Origin of the sequence: Streptomyces sp. NPDC018019, assembly GCF_044327805.1 — a bacterium.
GTDB lineage: Bacteria > Actinomycetota > Actinomycetes > Streptomycetales > Streptomycetaceae > Streptomyces.
Genome location: NZ_JBIRGD010000037.1, coordinates 1 through 21,951, shown reverse-complemented (window position 1 = coordinate 21,951; position 21,951 = coordinate 1). Strand labels below are relative to the sequence as shown.

Below are 21,951 nucleotides of genomic sequence, written 5' to 3'. Positions count from 1 at the left end.
GGGCCCATACGTTTTTGGACGCGCTGGAAGTAGTCGATGGTGGAGCGGTGGCTGACGAGTTCGTCCGCGGTGCCGTGCAGGAGGAGGAGTTTTCCGCCTGCCTCGGCGAAGCGGTGCAGGTCGGGGTCGTTGACGTCCTGCAGGGCGGAGAGACGGCTGATGCGTTGCTGCCAGGCGCCGGGACGGCGGGGGTCGATGTCCAGCGAATTGTGCGCCGGGTCGCGGGTGACGAAGTACCGCACCCATTGGTCCCAGAACTGGAGGCCGTAGCCGCTGTTCTTCGGCATCGGGTGGCCGGGGGCGCGGGTGCCCATGCCCAGCAGTGGGGTGGTCATGTCGGCGCCGGAGAGGAAGGGGAAGCCGGGATAGCTGTTTTCGCCGCTGGCCAGGCGGTATTTCCATCGCAGTGGAGAGGAGAGCAGCTCGGCGGCGTGGATCTGCTGATCCGACAGACAGGTGTCTGCGGTGTCCTTGCCGCCCGGGCAGCGCAGAGTGCGGGGCTGGAAGCGGCAGCCTGGTTCGTTGGAGATGACACCGTCGCGCAAGCCGTCGACGCCGTCGCAGGACCTGATCACGCCGCGGTACAGAAGGTCCTGTTTCGCTGGATTGAGGAAGGCCCCTGGGCGGGAGAGGAGCTGGGCTTCGTAGCCGAAGAAAAGGTTGAGTGCGGCGGCGTTCCAGGCGGGGTAGGCGGCGATGACGCCGTCGAAGTCGGTGGGCCATCGCTGGGCGACGGCGAGTGCTTCGCGTCCGCCGCTGGAGCCGCCGGCGAAGTAGGTGTGGGCAGGGTCGGTGCCGTAGTACGTGCGGATGATGTAACGGGCGGCGTCGTGGGTCTTTTTCAGTGCGTCGCCGGCGAAATTGCGTACGGCTTCGTCGTTGAGGCCGAAAGAGCCGTCAAGGGAGGTGACCGGTGTGAAGTCCGGCGCCGCCTGGTGGCCGGAGTCGCCGGCGTAGGTGGCGTAGCCGCGGCTGAGCGGGTGCGGCCGGCCGGTCGGGCCGAAGGGGACGTTGCCCGTGACATCGGGGACGGTGCCGTCGTAGCCTCCGCCGCCGAACATCATCGACTTCCTGTTCCACTGCTGGGGAAGAGCGACGCGCAGGGTGATATCGGGAGCCCGCGGGTCTACGGGATGGATGACGGCGTCGACACGGCAGTACGCGCCGGTCGCCGCAGCTCCGCCGCCGGTTGGCGCGATGGTGTTCGCCGCGCTCACCTCGCCGCCCGTGGTGGGCAGCCCGATCGCCGAGGCGGGCAGCCGCAGGCCGCGCAGGCTGTGGCAGTCGGTTGGTCGCTGTGCGGCGTGTGCCGGGGACAGGAGCGTGCCGCTGACCAGAGTGCAGACGAGCCCTGTTGCGGCGATGGTCTTCTTCATGGCGTCTCCGTCGCTTATGCCTCGTGTCGCGAGGCGCAAAGGTTACGGAGCTTGCCGCAAGGGCGGTATGGGCCGGGCGCACACAGGGGCCGCCTGCGGGGTGTGCCGGTCCGCGGGCGGGCTGCTAAGACTTGCTGACTTTCAGCAGCCGCAGGGCGACCTGGATCTCCAGGAGCCGTTCGGGGTCACGCCAGGTGGCTCCGAGAAGCCGGCTCACCCGGCCCAGGCGCTGGGTGACGGTGTTCACGTGCAGGTGCAGCTCGTGTGCGGTGTTGCGGGCGTGCCGACCGGTGCGGCAGTACGTGTCGAGGGTGTGTACCAGGTCGGAGTGGTGAGTGCGGTCGTATTCGATGACCGGACCGATGACGGATTCGATGAATGAGGCAGTGGCCGGCTCTCCGCTGAAGAGCGCTCCCACGAATCCGAGTCCGCGGGTGTCGGCGATTTCGCCGGTCCTGCCGAGGGCGACCAGGGCGTGCAGACAGTTGTCCGCCTCACGGAAGGCGGCGGCGATCCGGCTGATGTCCGCGGCTCGCGCGGTCCCGGCGGTGACGGGGTGGCGTGAGGTCCGCGCGAGTTCGTCGACGGCGCGGCGCGCCAGGGCCTGGGGGTCATCGCCTGGCAGCAGCAGGATGACGGTGTTGCCCCGGAAGGTCGCCAGGCCCTGGGAGCGCCGGGCGACGGCCGCGGCCCTGGCGTAGACGCGTTCGCGTGGTTCGTCGTCGACCCGGGCCACCACCGCGGTGCGGCAGGTGGTGAGGTCGACGCCGAGCAGCGCGGCCCGGTGCCGCAGGAGGTCGTGGTCCTTGCTGTGCGCGGCCAGCAAGTCCCCCAGCAGTTCACCGCGTACGCGGGCTTCTGCCTCCGCCATGCGTCTGCGGGTGACGAGCACGAGCGAGGCCACCAGGGCGGCCCTCTCCAGGATGCGCCGGTCGGTGGCATCGACCTGCGCGGTGGCACTCAGGACGATCGTGCCGAGGGGTTCGGACTCGGTGATCAGCGGGACGGCGCACCAGGTCGCGCGGACCACGGTGTGTCCGGCCTGCCAGGCGTCCGCGCTGAGCCGGCCGAGTCCGTCGGTCGACACAGCGTTCGGACCGCAGGACCGGGCCACGAGGTTGCCCTCCTCGTCGAGGACTACCACCGTGCCGGCGACCGCGGCCGCGGTCGCCTGGACGACTTCCTCGACGCCGTTGCCTCGGATGACCAGGCGGGTGAGGCGTTCGTGGAACTCTGCGGTGCGTTCGAGGTCCGCCATGTGGGAGCTGATCGTGTCGTTGGCGACCCGCAGCTCCGCGACGGCCTCTTGGGCGGCGCTGAGCAAGCGGCTGTTCTCTATGGCCACAGCGGCATGTGAACCGAGCATCACCAGGACACTGATGTCCCGGCTGCTGAATTCGCGCTGGCTGCGGTGTGCGGCCAGCAGGACGCCGATCACCTGCTGGTTGAGTTTGACCGGCACCCCCAACAAGGACTCGATCCGCTCCGCTGCGACGGTTTTGTCGATCTCACAGGTGTGGGTGAAGGAATCGTCGGTGAGATAGGAAGCGACGAAGTACGGCTCGCCGGTCCGCGCCACGATCCCTCCGACGCCGGTGCCCACCGGCAACCGCAGTTCACGCAACAGACCGGAGATGTTGCCGGCGGCCGCCTTGATGTAGCTGTCGCCGCGGCCCCGGTCGCTGAGGCTGATGTAGGCCAGGTCGCAGTCCAGCAGCCGCCGTGCCCGGTCGGCGATCGCTTGGAGAATGGGGTCCAGGGCTCTCAAGGAGGCCAGGTCGTTCGCGGTGTCGTTGAGCAGTTGGAGTTCCGCCTCGTTGCGGCGGTGCCGCAAAAGCTTCTCCCGTAGACGGAGCGCGATTGCCCGCTCCTCCTCCAGCGCTTTCAGGCGGCCGACCGGCTCTCCTTCGGCGCGGGCCAGCGCCAGCACCTCGTCGAAGGATTCCAGGTCGGCGTCGTTGAGCAGCAGTTCCAGGAAAGACCTGTCGTACGTTTTCGCCATCGGCCCTCCATCGAGCTGTGCTTCCAGAGCCCGTCAAGTATGGCGTTGCATCGTTGATGAGGCACCGTGGCGAAGTCGGGTGAGCCGCCCTCCTCACTGCCGTGTCATCGCCGCCGGCGGCCGGCTTGGACGCTTCACGGTTCGACGAGGTTGCGGCGAATGCCGTTCTCCAGGCGCTGTGCGACTTCTTCGCCCCGCCCGGGCGGCCAGGTCAATAGCCCGCCTCCGGAGGCACAGCCTCGATAACCGGCGCTGAGGGGCTTTTCGAGAGCGGGGAAGGTGACCTCGGCCGACAAGTGGGGCGCCAAGCTGTCGAGGATGTTCCTGGTCAGGTCCAGTCCGATGAAATCCGCGTTCTCCATGGGGCCCACCGCCGACCAGCGCAGGCCCAGACTCATCCGCATGACCGTGTCGATCGTCACCGGATCGCAGACTTCCTGCTCCAAGAGATGCAGTGCCTCCCGTATCAGCGCGAACTGGAGCCGATTGCCGATGAATCCCGGGACATCGCGGTGCAGGCGCACGGTCGTCTTGCCCATTCCGTTCAGCATCTCGCACGCCTCCTGTACGAACCGTTGGTCCGTTTCCGCGCCTGGTGCGACCTCGACCAGCGGAATGACGTAGGGCGGATTCCACCAGTGCACTCCCACCAGCCGTTGGGGGTGCTGCATGCCCTTGGCCACCTCGGTGAGCGAGAGCACCGAGGTGTTCGACCACACCGGCATCGCGGCCGGGATCCTCCCTTCCAGCGCCTCCAGGACCTGATGTTTGACATCGAGGCGCTCGGGGACGGCTTCGATCACGGCCTCTATGCGCAACACCAGGTCCGGCAGGGATTTCGCTGCTGTGATGCGTGCGGTGACCAGCCCGACATCGCCCGGCGGCATGTCGCGGCGTTCGAGTGCCCGCACGATGCGCTCATCGAGTGAGGCCAGGGTGGCGGGGTCCGCGTCGTACACGACGGCACGGTGCCCTGCCTGGGCGAGAGCAACAGCGATCCCGTGCCCCATGAGCCCGCCGCCGATGATTCCGAACCGGGTCATTGCCTGTCCTCCAAGGGTGGGCGGATGTATGCGGTGACGTGTGCTTTCGCAGCGCCTGAGAGCCGACGGCGCAGGGCGGTCGCAGCAGGCGGCAGCCGAAGCCGCAGCAGAACGTGGTCCACGCGTCGGTGGCCCGGACGACTGCGCGCACGGCAGACGGCACCCAGGACAACCTGTCGGCCGATGGCAGTTCCCCTGTTGAGTCGCCATGACGGTATGCCGCCTCCACACAGCTCTGCGAGAGGAACAGCGCACATATGCGGAGCATCAGGCGTGTGCCGAGTGCATACTCGGCATGCCCGCGCGGCCAGGGTGGCGGATCGCGCGCATCCCGGCCCGTACGGCCGAAACGTAATGGCTGGAGCAGACACTGCGGGGAGCGAAAGACGTGCGCTGTGCCCATCTGCCTGCTGCGGCCGGTGGTTCTAGCGTGCTCTGTGTCACACCACCCCACACGGCCTGTCGGCGTCCTGCTGAGCGCGAGCCGCACATCAGCGCTCGGTGACCGTACGACGGGTAAGGAGCATCCCCATGCTGTTTGCATCCACGAGGCCCAGCGGGACGGCATCGACCCACACCGGCAACCGGCGGCCGGCCCCTGCGCGGCGGCGGCTCAGCGCCTCGCTCGCGGCCGTGCTGACCACGAGCCTGCTGGGCCTGGCCTCCCAGGCATCCACCGCAGCGCCCCGGTCGGCCGCCGCCGCGGCCGGGCACGACCCCGTGATCATGATTCCGGGCATGACCGGCTCGCCGGCCAACATGAGCACCATGAAGTCCGACCTGCAGTCCAACGGCTGGCCCGCGAACCGGCTGTTCACCTGGACCGACAGCAGCTCGATGACGCAGGACCTGGCCAAGGCCGCGCGGGAGCTCTCGGCCAAGGTCGATCAGGTGCGCAGCCAGACCGGGGCCGACAAGGTCGTCCTCGCCACGTGGTCCGCCTCCACCCTGGCCGCCCGGTACTACATCAAGAACCTCGACGGCGCGGACAAGGTCTCCCAGTACATCGGCTTCGCCGGGCCGCAGCACGGCACCACCAACAACGGTTGTCAGTGGTACGTGTCCTGCCAGCAGTTCGCCTCCCCGAACACCCCGTTTCTCAGGGCACTCAACAGCCCCTCCGAGGTCCCGGCCAACGACAAGGTCGACTACCTCACGATCAGGTCGACCGGGGACTACAACGCCACCCCCACCGATACCGCGAAGCTGGCCGGCGCGGACGAGAACTACCTGATGAGCGGGCCGATGGCGCCCAGCCACTTCACGATCATCAAGAACGCCACGGCGCTGACGAAGATGCGGTCGTTCATCACCGCGCACGAGAACGACTGATTCACCACCCGATCGAGGAGGGCGTGCACCGGCCGTGCCGGGCGCCGCACCTGGCGACGCCCGGCACACACCGACCGGTCCGCCCCGTCTCCACGCCGACCTTGACTTCCGCGCCCTCCACGACGGGCCGGCACAGCGAACGTTGGTGCGGCCGGTCCGCGGGGCGCGCGGCATACGAAAGGCCTTTTCTCCTCCATGGACAAGACGATGGCTTCGGCCATGCAAGCAGTGGCCGACATCCCTGCCGGAGCGACTCTGGCCGTCGGCGGGTTCGGCCTGAGCGGCGTACCCGGCACACTCATCCGGGCGCTCCACGAGCAAGGCGCCGACGACCTCGAAGTGGTGTCCAACAACTGCGGCGTGGATGGGCGCGGCCTGGGGATCCTCCTGGGTTCAGGCCGCATATCCCGCGTCATCGGCTCCTACGTCGGTGAGAACAAGGAGTTCGCCCGCCAGTACCTGAACGGGGAGCTGGAGGTGGAACTGGTGCCCCAGGGAACGCTCGCCGAGCGACTGCGGGCCGGCGGCACGGGCATTCCGGCCTTCTACACTCCGGCGGGGGTCGGCACGCAGGTCGCCGTCGGCGGACTGCCCTGGCGCCACGCACCCGACGGAACGGTCGCCATCGCCTCTCCGCCCAAGGAGACCAGGATCTTCGCCGGGCGCACGTACGTCCTGGAGCACGCCATCACCACCGACTACGCCCTCGTCCGGGCCTGGCGCGGCGACCGGCACGGCAACCTTGTCTTCCGCCAGGCAGCCGCCAACTTCAATCCGCTCGCGGCCATGGCCGGCCGGACGACGATCGCCGAGGTCGAGGAGCTGGTCGAACCCGGCGAACTGGCCGCCGACCACATCCGCGTGCCCGGCATCTTCGTCCAACGTGTCCTACAGCTCACCCCGGCTCAGGCGGCCGACAAGCCGATCGAGAAAAGGACGGTACGTTCCCGATGACCTGGTCCCGCGAGCAGATGGCAGCCCGAGCCGCCGCCGAACTCGCCGACGGCTGCTACGTCAACCTCGGCATCGGCCTGCCCACGCTCATCCCCGGTCGCCTCCCGCCCGGCGTGCACGTCGTCCTGCACTCCGAGAACGGCATCCTGGGCACCGGCCCCTACCCGTACGAAGACGAGGTCGATCCCGACCTGATCAACGCCGGCAAGGAGACCGTCACCGTCCTGCCCGGGTCCGCCTTCTTCGACTCGGCCCTGTCCTTCGGCATGGTCCGCGGCGGCCACATCGACACCGCGGTCCTCGGCGCCATGCAGGTCTCCGCACACGGCGACCTCGCCAACTGGATGATCCCCGGCAAGATGGTCAAGGGCATGGGAGGCGCGATGGACCTCGTCCACGGCGCCCGCCGCGTCATCGTCCTCATGGAGCACACCGCCAAGGACGGCAGCCCGAAGATCCTGGAAGAGTGCGAGCTGCCCCTCACCGGCGAACGGTGCGTCCACCGCGTCATCACCGACCTCGGCGTCCTCGATGTGACGCCCAACGGCCTGGCCCTGGTCGAAACCGCCCCTGGCACCACCGTCGAAGACATCATCGACAGCACAGCCGCACCCGTACTCCTCGACCATGTTTCGGCTGCCTGCTGAAGCACACGGGCCGGATGAGCCGCCGAACACCACACGCGGATGCGTCGAATCCTGCGTCAGTCAGCACTTCTGCAACCAGAGGAGAATCATGCCTTCGCTCCCCCGCGTCCTGAAACGCCGTCGCATGAGCCGCCACGCGCCATCGGCACGGTGCTCGCAGCCCTGGCCCTGACGGTGGCGAGCGGCGCCACGGCCACAACCGCGACCGGTGCGGCGGCCTCGGCCTGTCCGTCGGTCAACGGCCAGTGGGCCGCCCCCGGCCCGTTCGCCGTCAGTTCCGCTTCCAACGGCCGAGGCACGACCGTCTTCCGGCCGGCCGATCTGGGCACCTTGGGCTGTACCACGCACCCGGTCATCCTGTGGAACAACGGAGCCCGCTCCGGTCTCGACCGGTATGCCCCGCTGCTGAACCACCTCGCCTCGCACGGCTTCATCGTCGCCGCGGCGGAGGGCAACGCGGGCACCGGAGGGCCCATGCTGCGCGGGCTGGACTACCTGACATCCGAGAACAGCCGGGCGGGCAGCCCCTACCAGGGCAAGGTCGACCTGGCCAACGTGGGGGCAACCGGTCATTCCTTCGGCGGCGGGGCGGCGGTCGACGCCGGGGCCGACCCCCGGGTGGACACGATCGCACCGATCTATCCCCTTGCGTTCAGCAGCGGCAGCCGGGTGCGGGGCCCGGCGGTGTTCTACGCCGGTCAGAACGACACCATCGTGTCACCCTCGACAGTCCGCAGAACCTACAGCCAGGCCACCCAGGTGCCTGCCGTCTACGCCGAACAACGCGGCGCCGACCACTACGGCATCCCCGGCCTGCACGGCCCCGTCACCGCATGGTTCCGCTTCCATCTCATGCGCGACGAACAGGCCCGGGGCATGTACTTCGGGCCCGACTGCACCTACTGCTCGTCGTCGTTCTGGTCGGTCTTCGAGCGCAACCCCCGCGCCAAGGCCGTCCCCGGTCTCTGACCGCACACCACCCGGCGGAGAGTCCGACGTAGCCGGAGCCTGGCTGACCAGGCTCCGGCACGCCCCCGCACCCGGTCCGGCGGCGGCCGCCACTGGCCGGCCGGTCTCGCCACCGGTCCCCCGGCGACGTCTTGCGCTCTCATCGCCCCTTCCCGTCGGCCGTGCTGCCGGACGGGCCGGTGTACGGCAGCCGGTTGCGGGAGTCCTGCCCCGGGTTCTTGACCCGGCCCTTGGTGGCGGCGTCGATGAGCGCCTTGTCCAGTGCGGCCGGCGTCGCCTCGGGGTGGCCGGCGAGGTGGAGCGCCGCGGCCCCGGTTGCCCCGGCCGTGGCCGTGGCAGTCGGTGCCGCCGGGACGCTGCCTTATGGCGTCGTACGCGCCATGCGCCCGGCCGCGCCGGAACTCCTGGTGGTCCAACCGGGCTCCGGTGCCGATGATGTAAGCGCCCACCCCGGCTCCCGTCCCGGAGAAGGCATGGACACCGTCCAGCGGCAGCTTGCGCTGGTCGATCCGGTCCAGGCCCCAGGGCGGCGACAGCCGAATGCCGCCGGGGGCGGCCGGTTGGGCGGCGGCCCCCGGACGGGCCGTTGCTGCCGGGAAACATGCCCGGCGACCTGGTAGGTGCGGTCGCTGGCGGTCGAGTCGACGTGGCTGTCCGAGTAGTACTCGTTCACCTGCTTCTCGGTGAGGGAGACGGAGAACGCCTGGGAAGCGGCGTAATACACCCTGCGCAACCGGCCGCCGAGCGGTGATCAGCACTTCGGCTCGTTCGGTGACGGCCTCCCGCGTCGCCGCGGTGTCGTTCACCTCGACGGTGTGGACCTCGGTGGTGGCCTGCGTGTCCGAGGGCCGGCCCGTCGGGGCAGCCGAGGACGCCGGGGCGGTGAGCGGAGTGGGAACGGCCATACCGACCGCGACGACTGCCGCGGTGGCGGCCCCAACAGGGACCTTCTCCGGCCTCGGCAAGACGGCGTTCGCCGTCCATGCCGCGCGCCTGCTCGCCCCCGGCTTCCCCGGCGGGCAGTTCCACCTTGATCTGCTCGGCGTGGATCCGAAGCCGACCCGGCCAGGCGACGCGCTGGCCCGGCTCTGACGCGCGCTGGGCGTCGTCGAACAGCCCCTGCTACGGGGCGTGGAAGAGCAATCAGGGCTTTTCCACACCGTCGTCACCGACCGCAGCGTCCGTCATCCTGTTTTGCCGCAAGCCGGTCCTTGACGTCGGCCGCCAGATCGGCGGCCTGCTTCCGAGTGACTGCGATGGTGTCGGCCAGGGCTGCGTTCCGAGCGCCGAGGGACGCGATGTGGGTGGTGACCGTGACGCGGGCCTCGGTCGCCGACTGCTTGGCGGACGTGGCAGCCCGCTCCGCGTCGGCCAGCTGCCGTTACAGCTTTGCGCAGGCGCCACTTCTTCACGGCGGCCTTGCCCTCTACATGGGCAGGCCCGACCCTCGCTCACCGACCAGGGACCTGATCGGGCCCAGACCCACGACCCACCTGACGCACCGCCCCCACACGTACGCGTATGCGGGGTGCCCCTGAGGCGGAACCTGCGCCAGCCGCACAGCAGATGCTCCCTGCCCTGACGGAGGGCGGGCCCCAAGAAGAAGCGGCAGTCGACTACACGGGCTCTCCACTCAGCGCCGGTGGAAGTTTCGTTCCTGACTGCCGTCGGCGTCCTGTCGGACGGGCTCCGCGGCATCCTGCGCGGCGCGGGCAACGCAGAAGAGCATCGCGCAGGCCGGCGTCTGGCCGCGCCAGGGCGGAACCGGACGTCACGCCCCCGTGAGCTCGTGCACGGTTGCCATATCGCTGAAGGGAAGCAGTTCTTCACCGACGATCTGGTACGGCTCGCTGCCCTTTCCGGCGATCAGGACGATGTCGTCCGGGGCCGCCGCGGAGAGGGCGAAGGAGATCGCCTGGCGGCGGTCGGTGAATCGTTCGAAGGGCGCGCCGGTCACCGTGAGGCCGGGGGTGATCTGGTCCAGTATGGCCTGGGGGTCCTCGTTGCGTGGGTTGTCCGAGGTGAGGACGCACAGGTCGGAGAGGGTTCCGGCGATCTTTCCCATCTCGGCCCGCTTGGTGGTGTCCCGGTCCCCGCCGCAGCCGAAGACGGTGACGACCCGGCCGGGGGCGAAGCCGCGGATGGTGGTCAAGACCTTGTTCAGAGAGTCCGGTGAGTGGGCGTAGTCCACGATCACCAGGGTGCCGCGCGGGGTCTGGAAGCGTTCGAAGCGTCCGGGGACCGCTGGCGTCTGTTCGAGCGCGGCCACCAGTGCGTCCAGGTCGTGCCCCAGGATGTGGCAGGCCGCCACGGTGGCGAGCGCGTTGGCCACCGAGAACCGGCCCGGGACAGGGATTGCAGCCGGGTACTTGCGGCCGTTGTGGTGCAGGATGAACCGTGTTCCGGAGGCGTCCGCGGCCAGGTCGGTCGCGTGATAGTCCGCCTGCGCGTCAAGGGCGTACGTGGTCACCGCGCCGGGCATCAGCGTCTGGATCCCCGCGCCCACAGCGTCGTCGGCGTTGACCACCGCACGCCGGCACAGGCCCTGGAACAAGCGGAGCTTGGCGTCCCGGTAGTTCTCCATCGTTCCGTGGTCGTCCAGGTGGTCTCGCGTCAGGTTGGTGAACACCCCGACATCGATGAACGTACGGTCCACCCGGTGTGTGAGCAGACCCATGGACGTGGCCTCCAACACCACACTGCCGGCCCCGGCGTCACGCATGTACCCCAGCAGGTACTGCAGATCCGGTGATTCGGGCGTGGTCAGCACCGACCGCGGCATCGGGATCGGCTCGTCGCCGACCCGGCTTCCGGCTGTCCCGATGACCCCCACCTTGGCACCCTCGGAAATCCGCAGCACCGACTCGACCATGTACGACACCGAGGTCTTCCCGTTGGTGCCGGTGATCGCCACCATGTCCATCCGCCGCCCCGGCTCCCCGAAGTACCGGGAGGCGACGATCGCCGCCACCACACGGCTGTTGGCAACCCGAACGGCACACACATCCGCCGCCCCGGCCCACACCGACTCCGGTACAGCCGGAACGCCGCCGTCCACGAGCACTGCCGCGGCGCCACGGGCAAGGGCCGGGGCTACGGCACAGGGGCCACCCTCACGGTGGCCGGGGACCGCGATGAACAGCGAACCCGGTGTGACCCGGTCAGCGTCGAAGACCACTCCCCCGGTGATCCGGGCCCTCTCCGGATCACCCCGGAGGACCTGGTACTCCTGCCCGGCCAGCAACTCGCTCAGCTTCACAATGAACCCTTCGAAGGCGGCCAGGCCCCATCGTGCGGCCAAAGCCAGGCAACAGAGCCGGCGGAGCGCCGAGACTGCGGTGATGACGTGGAACGGGTGGTGGTGACATGAAACAGGTGATGGTGGAACATGCGGCTGAGGCAAGTCCGAGACGAGCCGGACGCAAGCGGCGGGCTGGCCTGACAGCCTCGCGGCGTTCCTGGAGGAATATGCCGGGGCAGGGGCGCGTTAAGCGTCGCTAGCCGTGGCCGTGCAACGCAAGGCGGCCGGTTTTCGGCACCCCGGCGTCAGCCGCCGTCAACGGCCCGGCGCCCTCCGCGCCCCCAGCGTTCGGGCGCACCACGGAGGTGGCCTGCGGCAGGCCATCCCTCATGTCATTGATGCGTCCCATGAGCCGAGTGTACGTCCCGCCGAGCGGCTCGAAGCCCGCCTCCGCTGCATCCGGAGGCCGAGCAGCCCGACGACGGGCTGGCCGAGGCTGGTTGACCTACGACACAAGGACCCCGTACGGCACGAGCGCCGAGGCCCGCAGCGCGGGCATCCATCTCGCTCGTCAGGGCGAGGCCCAGCTCATGCTCGGTGACGTGGGCGCCGCCGTGAATGTCGCCCAGATGGCCCTCGGGCAGCCGGGCCGGGCCGACTCCGCCGGACACACCAGCACCCTGCCCGGCCTGCGCGGTCACCTCACTCCGCGACCGGTACGAGGCCTTCCTCCGCAACTTCAAGCACGGAGAACGGCTTCGCCGAACACGACACTTCACCCAAGCGTCGGCCAACCGCCGGCTCCCGCCCCGTCGAGTCGCCTCACCTTGACCACGCACCGTCCGAGACGCCGCCGCGTACAAGGATCGCGCCCCGCGTCCGCCGCCCCTTGCGCCACCCGCAGCGCCTCAGCACATCCTGAGTTCGTCACGCTGAGTAACCAGTCTAGTAGCTCACGCACCATCAGGAAAGTCAGCATCAGTACCGACGGAGACCGCCGCCAATCGCCAGAGGCCGCCGGAGCCAACAAGCCCTCCCGCCGCCCCCGACCTGCAACGTGCAAGTCACCGCCGACTTCTTCGAGCAGCCGAGGAGCCCCGTATGAAAATACTCATCAACGCCCTGGAGCTGCGCATTTCCCGTACCGAGCGTCAGCGACCGCCACGAACCGGCTGGAGGGCGGGCGTTGAGTCGTCGCTGCCAGCACAGTGGGATGGTTTTGTCGCGGGGCGGTCTTCGGCGGTGGTATCGCTGGCCGGTGCCCGGTTGGGTGGACAGTGCGCGAGATCTGTTCCGCACTTCGTGTCCGCTCTGGCGCCGCAGGTGTTTCTTCGGCGTGGGCGAGCCGGCCGGCTGCCGGTACGTTCGGCTGCGATACCGTTCGCGACCACGCGAACGACTACCGTGCGTGCCGCGGCCTCAAACGCTCAAGAGCGCGCGTGCCGCTGCGGAGGACAGCATGCCCGTTCTGCTCCGTCTCGTCTTCATCGCCCTGGCCGGCTTCGGCTTCCTCCAGCCTCTCTGGTGGTGGCCGCGGCCGTGCTGCTCTACGGAATCTTCCACCACGGCCTACGCGAAGGCGGCCTGCGCGTGCGGCGGGCCAGTGGTTGACCGCGCGGCCTTCGGTCTTCCTCCCCTTCGGGGAGGTGACCGCACGCCCGTTCCTGCCCCTTGCTATGTGTGAGTACATGGCCGGAGTCGCGTCTGTTCAAGGAGGGCGGGGAGGGGTACGGTGGACGCAGAGGCACCAACCCCCGGCAGCGTGAGGATCCGCCCGGTAGGCCAAGTGCCCCAATCCCGACACTCTTTCCACGAGTTCACGGACCTCGCTCAGCGTGGTGACCCGTCTTCCGGTGCGCCTGCGGCACGTCCATGCGGCCCGCCGCCGGTGCTCCGTGGCGTCGCTCCGCGAGCAGCGTCCGGCCCCGTCGTTTTCCGTGAGCACAGCCGGCCCGTCGGGCCGGCGAGATTGGCTGTATGAGTTCTGACATCCCGCTGAACCAGGTTCTGCCGCCGCCCCCGCGTAAGGAAGGCAGCGACTTCGCCCGGCTCTCCAAGAAGATCGCGGCGGCCGGCCTGCTGGAACGGCGGCCTGCCTACTACGCAGTGCGGGTCGCCTCGGTGGCCGCGCTCTACACCGCCGGTTGGGTCGCTTTCGCCCTGGTCGGCGACAGCTGGTGGAGCCTGGCCGTGGCCGCGTTCCTGGCCCTGGTCTTCGGCCAGGTGGCCCTCGTCACCCACGATGTGGCCCACCGGCAGGTGTTCCGCCTGCGCCGGGCCAGTGAACGCTCCGGCCGGGGGGCTGCGAATCTGGGCATCGGCATGGGCTACGGATGGTGGCAGGACAAGCACACCCGCCACCACGCCCATCCCAACCATGAAGAACTGGACCCGGACGTCGTACCGGACCTGCTGGTCTGGTCCCAGACCCAGGCACGCGCCGCCACCGGACTTCCCCGGCTGCTCGGCCGCGCCCAGGCGTTCCTGTTCTTCCCGCTGATCCTTCTGGAAGCCTTCAACCTGCACGTGGCCGGCGTCAGGGCACTGACCAACCGCTCGCTCAAGTGCCGGGGCCTGGAAGGAACCCTGCTGTTCGCGCACTTCGCGCTCTACCTGACGGCGCTGTTCGTGGTGCTCCCGCCCGGCATGGCGGTGGCCTTCCTGGCGGTCCACCAGTGTCTGTTCGGCGCCTACCTGGGCTCCATCTTCGCTCCCAACCACAAGGGCATGCCCACCCTGACCGGCCCCGAACGCCTCGATTTCCTGCGCCGCCAGGTCCTCACCTCCCGCAACGTACGCGGCGGCTGGTTCACCGACATCGCACTGGGCGGCCTGAACTACCAGATCGAACACCATCTGTTTCCGAACATGCCCAGCCCGCACCTGCGCAAGGCGCAGCCCATCGTCCGCCGGTACTGCCAGGAGGCGGGCATCGACTACCTGGAGGCCGGTCTGTTCGCCTCCTACCGGCAGGTCCTCAAAAGCCTGCATCACGCCGGCACCCCGATCCGTCAGGGGACCCGGACCGCCCCTGACACGCCCACCGGGTAGTGGCGACTCTGTCGTCCGGCGCCGTCATGAACAGCGCGCCGGACCTCAAAGCCGCAGGTGCACCGGACGGGGGCGCGACGCCCCGGGGGCATCGTCAACAGCTTGCATAGATGCTGCGTTGGCCGGTACTCGGGGTGTACGGCGTACCCGACCGTTGGAGCATGAGAGCCGGGGGACCACCCAAGGAGGTGGCTTCGCATGACGGAGCCGATCAGCCCGAGCACGCACAAACCCGCTGAGCCCCGCCGCCCGGACAACGCGATGACACCATCCGGGCGGACCGGCCCCGCCCAGTTGTCCTCACCCCGGGGAAAGACCACCATCGCGGACGGAGTGGTGGAGAAGATCGCCGGAATGGCGGCCCGCGAAGTGCCCGGCATCCACGCACTGGGCGGCGGCCTCGCCCGTACCTTCGGTGCGATGCGCGACAAAGTCCCCGGAGGCGGCTCGAACTTCAGCCGCGGGGTCAAGGTCGAAGTCGGTGAACGGCAGACAGCCATCGACCTGGACGTGGTCGTCGAGTACGGGGGCAGCATCCCCACCATCGCCGCCGACGTCCGCGACAACGTGTCCTCAGCCCTGGAACAGATGACCGGCCTGGAAGTCGTCGAGATCAACATCTCCGTCAACGACGTTCACCTGCCCGACGACGACACCGCGGAAAACACCGAAGACCGAGTCCACTGACAACCGGCGTAGCCCCGCTGCGGGAAAACGTGCTGTCAGAAGGCAGAACCGAAGACGTCCCGTCCGTCGCCGCACTCCAGGACGTCCGGTACGCGGGACGCCAGTCCCACACCACGTCCTGTTCGACGGGCGGCCCAGCGCGCTCGGGCCCGACACACACGAGCCCCCACCACCACCCGGGCGCGCGTCCCGGCCGGCACGTGGCGGTTCCCCACCCCGACGGCCGACCCCATCCAGCGTCGCTCCGTGCAGTTGGACCGCGTTCACGTCGTCCGGCACAACACCGTGCCGCTCGTGACCGACGCCGAGACTCCCGGCTGGCCCGGGCTCTCGCCGACAGGCGGTTCCGGCCCTGGCCGTTGACGCCCCCGAGACTCTACGCGCGGTACATTCCGCTGTGCCCTTGGAAGCTGGCACGAACATACCCGGCCTCCTCAGGTCGTCGAGGTCTGCCGCCCGAAATGAGCGGCCGACCGCGGGGCCGCAAGACCAACCTGCTCGACACCATCCGTGCCGCCAAGGAGACCCTTGCCACCGAGCATCTGATCCGGCCCCGCCGCCGTGACGAACCGGAGACACTGCGGGTGCCCCGACGAACACGTGCCCGGTCCCGCAGGAGGGGACCGGGCACGCTCACGCCCAGGTCGGTTCCGGGAACTGCCCGCCTTGTCGTCGGCCCGCTCATCTCCGGTGGTGGAGCGGGCCGTTGGCAGACCAAGGCTCCGCTTCTCAAGCGGGAATGAGTCCAGTGGCGGCAAAGATCTCCGCGGCCGATGTGCTGTTGCCGTCCTGGACAGCCATGGCCATGGCTGCGCGCGCCGCGGACGCGTCGGCCTGTGGCGGGAGCATCAGGAAGGAGAAGATGTCCTGCCGCCCGCGGGTGACGAGCATCGTGCCGTCGCCGACCTCGGACCAGTCGATGCGGATCAGGTGACCGTCGACGACCAAGTGGTGCGGGTGCGCGTCCCAGGCGCTCGCATCCATTCCGAGACGTGCGAGGGGGCCCAACCGCTCGGTCAACACGCGCACCAAGCCGGGCAGCTCGGTTTCGAGATCCCGGGATCTCGGCCACCACGTGCCGTCGAAGGTCCCGTCGCGGCGAGGAGTCGTCTCCATCCTCAGTACGGCTACCCCTGAGCCCGCCTGATGGGCTCGGGCGCCGTCCGGCAGCATCACGGGTAGCAGAGGGTCAGCGGTCATGGCGCACCGTCCACACCCGAATGCGGCAGCAGTTGCCGAGGCGCCCATGGCCGGAAGGCCCGTTTGCCGATCACCGGTGGACCGAGTGTGTTAGCGGTCATCACGCGACCTCGCCCGGGGCAGCCCCGGTGTGGTGCTTCGCCGAGAACGACACGGGAAACGGAGCCCGCGTACGAGGAGCCCTCGGTGTAACCAGCCTACTCTTGAACCACCACTTCCCTGGTCAGGCTCTCTGCCCAGGGCTCCAGCGGCCGGCAGTCGTGGTCGGCACTGCCGGCGGAGTACGCTGGGAGCATCGAGAGCATTTTCTGACCGGCTTCCTTGCCGGTATCTCTCTCGGTTCCAAGCACCGGGCCGGGCACGCCAGGCCCGGGGACGGGTCGACACCATGACGGTGATCACCGAACGCCCCTCGCCGGCGGCGCCGACCGCCGGCCCCTCCGTCCATCCGCCGGTCCGGCTCTCCCTCAAGCCCTCGGGCTCGCAGACCAGGCTGCTCGACGGTGCCTGGTGGCCACGCTCACGTGACCTCGCACGTGAGCTTCCCGCCCTGGCCGAACAGCTGGAACCGCTGTGGGGCCGCATCACGCGCATCACGGTCAATCCGACGCACTGGCCGGTCGTGCCACGCAAGATCCCTGCCAACGACCGTGTGATCAAGGTGGGCTGGTTCACCGACGAGCAGGACCCCCATCAACTCCTGTTGCTCTCCTACCGCGTCGGGCGCTGGGACCTGCTGATCGTCCCTCCGGAGACCGGCGCGGCCGCCGCCGCACGGCTCATGGACGCCGCTTCGGATCCGCACACCGCCCGAACGGGCAGCGAACTCATGGCGGCCGCGCCGGCCCGTCACCCCGCGGCCTCTGCCGTTGCGGCCCCGCCGGGCCCCACCGAGACATGGGAAGCGGAAGGCGGCGCCATGGCCGCACCCGTTTCCACGACCGACGGGAGGTGACGCGGCCATGGGCACCGGCCTCACCGTCACCGTCATACTCGCGATGACCGCTCTGGGAGCATTCGTGATCCATCTTCTGAACGCCCAGCACGACGACCGGATCGCGCTGCACCGATACAGCCGCCGCCTTCCGGACCGCCGCGGCTCCCGCAACCCGGCCCGGCGGCAGCAGGTCACCACCGTCCCTCCCCCCGTTCACGCCCGCCGGGACCACAGGGACGGAGGCCGCGGACGCCTGCGCCCGCGGCGCAGGACCACCGGATCCTTCAAGGGCCGGAGGCCCTGACAGGAAGAACAGCGCAACGCGGCGGGCCGTGACCGGGCCTGCCGTGCCGTTCTCGCGGCAGCGACCGCTTGCCCGGCCTTGACCGCCCCGTCACCGTCATGCCTCACCTCCTCTCGGCGTACGGGTTTTGATGCCCCTCCCCGCTCCCGGGCCGCTGGGCCCGGGGCTACCCTCACATCAGGACGTCGACGTTCCAGACCCCGACGGCGCGTTGCTGCTGAGCGCACACACCTGCCGGGACCACGGCCCGCACCGCCGCCACCCGTCCCGGCCAGGACGCCCGGAACCGGAGGCGCCATGTCCCTGCCCGCTCTGAACGTTTACCGGCACGACAAGCAAAGCCGTGCGCTGCTCACGCTGGCCGGTGAGATCGACCTGGCGACGGCGCCTCTGGTCAGCGCGTCCCTGCGGGAATGCCTGTACGGCGGTATGCGCACCATCGATGTCGACCTGACTGCCGTCACCTTCTGTGATGTGAGCGGCCTCAACGCCTTCCTGCACGCTGCCGCGCAGGCCAAGCGGAGAGGCGGAACCCTGCGACTGCATCATCCGCCGCTCGCTCTGCGACGCATCCTCTCGCACAGTGACTCCGGCCTGTTGCTGAGCGGTGTTCCCGCGAGTCACCACGAGAACACGTCGGCGCCTTGGCCCGCTCCCCTTCCGGCAGGTGCACCGTGACGGCCTCCGGCCCCGGGCCGGGCCAGGAGCGGTCCGCCCCGGAGGCGGTGCGCCTGCGCCACCTGAGCCGCTGGCAGGCCGAGGCACTCCGGGAGGACCTGGCGGACCTGTACGTGGAGTCTGCGGAGGCCGCGTCCGGCGAGACGTACCGCCGTAGGGAGGATTTCCTTCGCCGCCTCGCGGACTCCGGGCGACGCCCGGGCTTTTCCCTCCTGGTCGCCGAGACACCCACCCTGGCAGGCTGCGCCTTCGGCTTCCCCGTCGCACGCGACGGGGCTTGGTGGATCGGCTTCGAGGGCGGCCTTCCCCGGTCCGTCGAGCAGCTGACCTCCTCCGGGCACACCTTCGCCGTTACGGAGATCGTGGTCCACCCGCACGGACACGCCTCCGGCCTCGCCCGGCGGCTGCAGGCACGGTTGCTCGCGGACAACCACGCCTCGCTCGGCGCGACGTTGGTGGATCAGGCCGACCACGCCACCCACAGTGCCTTCCGGGCATGGGGGTGGCAGGACATCGGACAGGTCCGAAGGCCGTCCGGCCCCGCGGCGCTGCGGGCACTGGTGCTGCCCCTGGGGGAGCGCCACGGACTCGCGCACGACGCCCGTACGCAGCGCCCCGAGTGACCCGAAGCGAGGTGGGCGCATGCCGGACGACGAACAGGCTGGGAAGCCCGAAGCCGCCTCCGAGGGCAGCCGGAAACGGGAAGCGCGACGTATCGCGGCGGCACGCCGTTACGACATCCTGGGCATCCCACCGGACGGGGCGTTCGACCGGATCGCCGCGCTGGCCGGACGCCTCTTCGACGTGCCGATGGCGACAGTGACGATCGTGGACACCGACCGGGTCTGGTTCAAGGCCGCCTACGGGCTCAAAGGCGCCACCCAGGCCGGCCGGGACGCGAGTTTGAGCAGCTCGGCGATCCTCTCCGACGCTCCCCTGGTCATCCCCGACACCCATCACGATGCCCTGACCCGGGGGCACCCGATGGTGGCCGGCCCCGCCGGCACCCGCTTCTACGCCGCGGCACCGATCACCACTGCCGACGGCCACCGGCTCGGCGCCGTCGAGATCCTGGACACCCGGCCCCGCCGGATCACCCCCGAGCAGGCCGCCGCGCTGACCGACCTGGCCACGCTGGTCATGGACCAACTGGAGCTGCGACTGTCAGCGTTGCGCATGTTGCGCAGGGAACGCGAAGTACTGGAGGTCGCACGCGCGGTACGCGACCGGGCCGAGCAGGACCGGGCCCGGACCGCCGCATTCGCCACGGCTCTGCAGAGTTCCCTGCTGCCCCCGGCCCTGCCCCACGTACCGGGCCTCCAGGCCGCCTGCCACTACACGACTGCCTCCGTCCACGACATCGGCGGCGACTTCTACGACATCTTCCCCCTGGGCGCCGGCCGGTGGGCGTTCTGCCTCGGTGACGTGAGCGGCAGAGGTACGACGGCGGCCGCGCTCACCTCGATGATCCGCCACACTCTTCGCTCCACGGCGCTGCTGGAGCCCGACCCGCGCACCGTGCTGGAGACGCTGAACACGGCTCTGCTGGCGGACCCGACCGCCGGTGTCCGCCTGTGCACCCTGATCTTCGGCACCTTGGATCCCGACCCCGCAGGCGGGTTCACCATCACCCTGTCCGGAGGCGGCCACCCTCCCGCGTACCACCTGCGTCCGGCCCGCCAGGGACTGCGCCCCCGTGCCGAACCGATACAGCTGTCCGGCGGCATGCTTCTCGGTGCACTCGACGGCGCCCCGATCGTCTCCCGGACGTTGCGCCTGGCACCGGGCGAGGCACTCCTGCTGCACAGCGACGGCCTGACCGCCTCGCGCACCTCCCACGGCGCCCGTTTCGACGAGGAAAGCCTGGCCGCGCACCTCGCCCACCACGCAGCCACCAGTACGGCACCCCGCGCAGCCGCCGTCATCGACGACCTCGCCGCCCTGGTGGCGACCTTCCCCGTCGGCCCGGCGGACGACGTGGCCCTCCTCGCTCTCAGCGCCACCCTCTTGGAAGCCGACGGTGCACCCGTCGGCGCGTCGGGCACCACCCACACCAGCGGCCCCCGCCCACAACAGCACACATGAACTCGCCACCGGACGAGGCCACGGACCGCTTCTCCGCAACGCGCACATCCACGATCCCCGAAGCGACAGTCACCACACCACAGACGAGGACCACCATGGACATGGGACGAGCCATCAGGAACAAAGCCCAGACAGCCAAAGGCAGGATCAAGGAGACCCTCGGCCGGACCGCCCGCAACAGGCAGACGCAGCGCGAAGGCCGGTCGGACCGCTCGATGGGGAACCTCAAGCAAGCCGCCGCCAAGGCCAGGAAGGCATTCAAACGCTGACGAGTACGCGGGGCCCAGGAGGAGTCGGCCGCTTGCCCCGGGAATGTTCCCGCCTGCTGGAAGACAGGGTAGTCGCCGCCACCCCACGCACTACAGGCAGAGTTAAAGCCCGGCCTGATGCGGGTGGCCGACGACGGTGCCGAGGCGGGCCCTCCTCCGCGCCCCCGTCCGCGATGACCTGCTCAAGACCATCGAGAACGAGAAGGCGTTCAACCGGGTCGCTGAGAATGTTCGCTGGGGCCCGGCGGGGAGGTAGTACAGGGTGCGGTGTCCGCCGCCGTCGGGGATCCGGCCGAGCTTTTTCACATCGACATGGACCAGCTCGCCGGGCTGTGCCCGTTCACAGCGGCGGATGACCTGGCCGGTGGGCCGGTCGATGCAGGCGAGGCGGTTCAGCCGGTGACGGGCCAGAATCCGGTGCACGGTCGAGACGGGCAGGCTTAAGGTTCGGGCCGATGCGGGCGGGCCCCAGCTTGCGCTCGGTCCGCAGCCGGCAGACCTGGTCCTCTGTCCGGGCCGGGGTACGGTGCGGTGTCGTGTGCGGACGGCTGGAGCGGCCCTGAAGACCGGCCTCGCCCTCCAACCGCCAGCGGCGGACCCACTTATGAGCCGTCGGCCGCGAGACGCCCATCTCCGCGGCGACATGAGCCACGGGCCGACCGGAGCGGACCCGCTCGACCAGCAGCCGCCTGCCGAAAACCGTCAGCCGGACATTACGGTGGGACACGAAAACCTCCGTTGTGCGGTGCAGCCTAGACACCTCCACCACACCGGGGTCTTCGCCATGATCAAGCCCCGTCAGTGTCAACAACGCTCGTGATCAATACACCTGGTGCCCAGTCCCTCGATCTGCTCGGTTCCCTCCACACCGCCCGGAGCCAGCCCGATTCCTGGCCCCACCGCTGATCAGCCGACGGAACACGGAGGTCGGCGGCAATAGTGCCCCGGTCGGTTTCGCCTCCGGCGTGTTTCATGGGTGGTCAGGATCGGACGGTGTGTCTTGGTGGTGTTCCCGGGGCGAGGAGGCTGTTTGCGGTCGCCGTTGCGGCTGCCGGGGTCTTTGCCCCGGCGGCCGGGAGGAGCGGCGGTTACCGGTGCGCGGCCAGGAACGGCAGGATGACGGCGGCCATCTCGTCAGGTACTTCCTCCGCGAGGTCGTGGCCCGCATCGAAGACG

General features: G+C 69.6%; 18 protein-coding genes and 2 pseudogenes. 13 read left to right on the top strand and 7 right to left on the bottom strand.

Going from position 1 to position 21,951, the window contains the following annotated elements; all coding sequences use genetic code 11:
• Positions 1 to 2: 2 nt before the first annotated feature.
• The 3 genes and pseudogenes from ACH4FX_RS37995 to ACH4FX_RS37985 all read right to left on the bottom strand — a co-directional run.
• Positions 3 to 1,376 (bottom strand): annotated as a pseudogene (locus ACH4FX_RS37995) (tannase/feruloyl esterase family alpha/beta hydrolase); the annotation flags it as partial.
• A 124-nt stretch (positions 1,377 to 1,500) separates the two neighbouring features.
• Positions 1,501 to 3,378 (bottom strand): helix-turn-helix domain-containing protein, encoded by a 1,878-nt coding sequence (locus ACH4FX_RS37990; RefSeq protein WP_398486061.1) that lies wholly within the window; start codon positions 3,376 to 3,378, stop codon positions 1,501 to 1,503.
• A gap of 134 nt (positions 3,379 to 3,512) precedes the next feature.
• Complete coding sequence (locus ACH4FX_RS37985) at positions 3,513 to 4,421, bottom strand: 3-hydroxyacyl-CoA dehydrogenase family protein (RefSeq protein ID WP_398486060.1); 909 nt, start codon at positions 4,419 to 4,421, stop codon at positions 3,513 to 3,515.
• Between the two features lie 531 nt (positions 4,422 to 4,952).
• Between ACH4FX_RS37985 and ACH4FX_RS37980 the strand changes: the two genes are divergently transcribed.
• The 5 genes from ACH4FX_RS37980 (at position 4,953) to ACH4FX_RS37960 (ending at position 9,415) form a co-directional block, all read left to right on the top strand.
• Positions 4,953 to 5,753 (top strand): esterase/lipase family protein, encoded by an 801-nt coding sequence (locus tag ACH4FX_RS37980; protein WP_398486059.1) that lies wholly within the window; start codon positions 4,953 to 4,955, stop codon positions 5,751 to 5,753.
• Positions 5,754 to 5,948: 195 nt separating this feature from the next.
• Complete coding sequence (locus ACH4FX_RS37975) at positions 5,949 to 6,707, top strand: CoA transferase subunit A (protein ID WP_398486058.1); 759 nt, start codon at positions 5,949 to 5,951, stop codon at positions 6,705 to 6,707.
• On the top strand, positions 6,704 to 7,354 hold the full coding sequence (locus ACH4FX_RS37970) for a 3-oxoacid CoA-transferase subunit B (RefSeq protein ID WP_398486057.1): 651 nt from the start codon (positions 6,704 to 6,706) through the stop codon (positions 7,352 to 7,354). Before ACH4FX_RS37975 ends, ACH4FX_RS37970 begins: the two co-directional genes overlap by 4 nt.
• Positions 7,355 to 7,504: 150 nt before the next feature.
• Positions 7,505 to 8,323, top strand: a complete 819-nt coding sequence (locus ACH4FX_RS37965; RefSeq protein ID WP_398486056.1) for an acetylxylan esterase — start codon at positions 7,505 to 7,507, stop codon at positions 8,321 to 8,323.
• A gap of 771 nt (positions 8,324 to 9,094) precedes the next feature.
• Positions 9,095 to 9,415 (top strand): hypothetical protein, encoded by a 321-nt coding sequence (locus ACH4FX_RS37960; protein ID WP_398486055.1) that lies wholly within the window; start codon positions 9,095 to 9,097, stop codon positions 9,413 to 9,415.
• Between the two features lie 679 nt (positions 9,416 to 10,094).
• Here the strand turns inward: ACH4FX_RS37960 and ACH4FX_RS37955 are convergent.
• Entirely contained in the window at positions 10,095 to 11,582 is a 1,488-nt protein-coding gene (locus ACH4FX_RS37955; protein ID WP_398486054.1) for a UDP-N-acetylmuramoyl-L-alanyl-D-glutamate--2,6-diaminopimelate ligase, read from the bottom strand.
• Positions 11,583 to 11,820: 238 nt separating this feature from the next.
• Entirely contained in the window at positions 11,821 to 11,973 is a 153-nt protein-coding gene (locus ACH4FX_RS37950; protein ID WP_398486053.1) for a hypothetical protein, read from the bottom strand.
• Between the two features lie 1,568 nt (positions 11,974 to 13,541).
• Here ACH4FX_RS37950 and ACH4FX_RS37945 point away from each other — a divergent pair.
• Entirely contained in the window at positions 13,542 to 14,615 is a 1,074-nt protein-coding gene (locus ACH4FX_RS37945; protein ID WP_398486052.1) for a fatty acid desaturase family protein, read from the top strand.
• Between the two features lie 198 nt (positions 14,616 to 14,813).
• Entirely contained in the window at positions 14,814 to 15,302 is a 489-nt protein-coding gene (locus tag ACH4FX_RS37940) for an Asp23/Gls24 family envelope stress response protein (protein ID WP_398486051.1), read from the top strand.
• A gap of 729 nt (positions 15,303 to 16,031) precedes the next feature.
• Here the strand turns inward: ACH4FX_RS37940 and ACH4FX_RS37935 are convergent.
• Entirely contained in the window at positions 16,032 to 16,418 is a 387-nt protein-coding gene (locus tag ACH4FX_RS37935) for a DUF5994 family protein (protein ID WP_398486050.1), read from the bottom strand.
• A gap of 472 nt (positions 16,419 to 16,890) precedes the next feature.
• Here ACH4FX_RS37935 and ACH4FX_RS37930 point away from each other — a divergent pair, with 472 nt between their 5' ends.
• From ACH4FX_RS37930 to ACH4FX_RS37905, 6 genes are all read left to right on the top strand, one after another.
• On the top strand, positions 16,891 to 17,457 hold the full coding sequence (locus ACH4FX_RS37930) for a DUF5994 family protein (protein ID WP_398486049.1): 567 nt from the start codon (positions 16,891 to 16,893) through the stop codon (positions 17,455 to 17,457).
• Between the two features lie 7 nt (positions 17,458 to 17,464).
• A complete protein-coding gene (locus tag ACH4FX_RS37925; protein ID WP_398486048.1) occupies positions 17,465 to 17,743 on the top strand; it encodes a hypothetical protein in 279 nt (92 codons plus the stop codon).
• A gap of 297 nt (positions 17,744 to 18,040) precedes the next feature.
• Positions 18,041 to 18,421, top strand: coding sequence for an STAS domain-containing protein (locus ACH4FX_RS37920; RefSeq protein ID WP_398486047.1), 381 nt, complete (start codon positions 18,041 to 18,043; stop codon positions 18,419 to 18,421).
• The gene (locus tag ACH4FX_RS37915) at positions 18,418 to 19,044 is read left to right on the top strand and encodes a hypothetical protein (protein WP_398486046.1); all 627 of its coding nucleotides are present in this window, start codon (positions 18,418 to 18,420) and stop codon (positions 19,042 to 19,044) included. The genes ACH4FX_RS37920 and ACH4FX_RS37915 overlap by 4 nt, the downstream gene beginning before the upstream one ends.
• 19 nt (positions 19,045 to 19,063) lie before the next feature.
• Complete coding sequence (locus ACH4FX_RS37910) at positions 19,064 to 20,506, top strand: PP2C family protein-serine/threonine phosphatase (protein ID WP_398486045.1); 1,443 nt, start codon at positions 19,064 to 19,066, stop codon at positions 20,504 to 20,506.
• A complete protein-coding gene (locus tag ACH4FX_RS37905) occupies positions 20,503 to 20,775 on the top strand; it encodes a hypothetical protein (protein WP_398486044.1) in 273 nt (90 codons plus the stop codon). Before ACH4FX_RS37910 ends, ACH4FX_RS37905 begins: the two co-directional genes overlap by 4 nt.
• A gap of 258 nt (positions 20,776 to 21,033) precedes the next feature.
• Here the strand turns inward: ACH4FX_RS37905 and ACH4FX_RS37900 are convergent.
• Positions 21,034 to 21,502, bottom strand: a pseudogene (locus ACH4FX_RS37900) (leucine zipper domain-containing protein); the annotation flags it as partial.
• Positions 21,503 to 21,951: the final 449 nt, after the last annotated feature.

What these genes read in the sequence shown, in the direction of transcription:
- ACH4FX_RS37985 (WP_398486060.1), bottom strand. Translation starts at nt 4,421, where the DNA reads ATGACCCGGTTCGGAATCATCGGCGGCGGGCTCATGGGGCACGGGATC.
- ACH4FX_RS37925 (WP_398486048.1), top strand. Translation starts at nt 17,465, where the DNA reads ATGGGCACCGGCCTCACCGTCACCGTCATACTCGCGATGACCGCTCTG.
- ACH4FX_RS37910 (WP_398486045.1), top strand. Translation starts at nt 19,064, where the DNA reads ATGCCGGACGACGAACAGGCTGGGAAGCCCGAAGCCGCCTCCGAGGGC.
- ACH4FX_RS37905 (WP_398486044.1), top strand. Translation starts at nt 20,503, where the DNA reads ATGAACTCGCCACCGGACGAGGCCACGGACCGCTTCTCCGCAACGCGC.
- ACH4FX_RS37990 (WP_398486061.1), bottom strand. Translation starts at nt 3,378, where the DNA reads ATGGCGAAAACGTACGACAGGTCTTTCCTGGAACTGCTGCTCAACGAC.
- ACH4FX_RS37950 (WP_398486053.1), bottom strand. Translation starts at nt 11,973, where the DNA reads ATGGGACGCATCAATGACATGAGGGATGGCCTGCCGCAGGCCACCTCC.
- ACH4FX_RS37980 (WP_398486059.1), top strand. Translation starts at nt 4,953, where the DNA reads ATGCTGTTTGCATCCACGAGGCCCAGCGGGACGGCATCGACCCACACC.
- ACH4FX_RS37930 (WP_398486049.1), top strand. Translation starts at nt 16,891, where the DNA reads ATGACGGTGATCACCGAACGCCCCTCGCCGGCGGCGCCGACCGCCGGC.
- ACH4FX_RS37975 (WP_398486058.1), top strand. Translation starts at nt 5,949, where the DNA reads ATGGACAAGACGATGGCTTCGGCCATGCAAGCAGTGGCCGACATCCCT.
- ACH4FX_RS37970 (WP_398486057.1), top strand. Translation starts at nt 6,704, where the DNA reads ATGACCTGGTCCCGCGAGCAGATGGCAGCCCGAGCCGCCGCCGAACTC.
- ACH4FX_RS37945 (WP_398486052.1), top strand. Translation starts at nt 13,542, where the DNA reads ATGAGTTCTGACATCCCGCTGAACCAGGTTCTGCCGCCGCCCCCGCGT.
- ACH4FX_RS37920 (WP_398486047.1), top strand. Translation starts at nt 18,041, where the DNA reads ATGTCCCTGCCCGCTCTGAACGTTTACCGGCACGACAAGCAAAGCCGT.
- ACH4FX_RS37940 (WP_398486051.1), top strand. Translation starts at nt 14,814, where the DNA reads ATGACGGAGCCGATCAGCCCGAGCACGCACAAACCCGCTGAGCCCCGC.
- ACH4FX_RS37935 (WP_398486050.1), bottom strand. Translation starts at nt 16,418, where the DNA reads ATGGAGACGACTCCTCGCCGCGACGGGACCTTCGACGGCACGTGGTGG.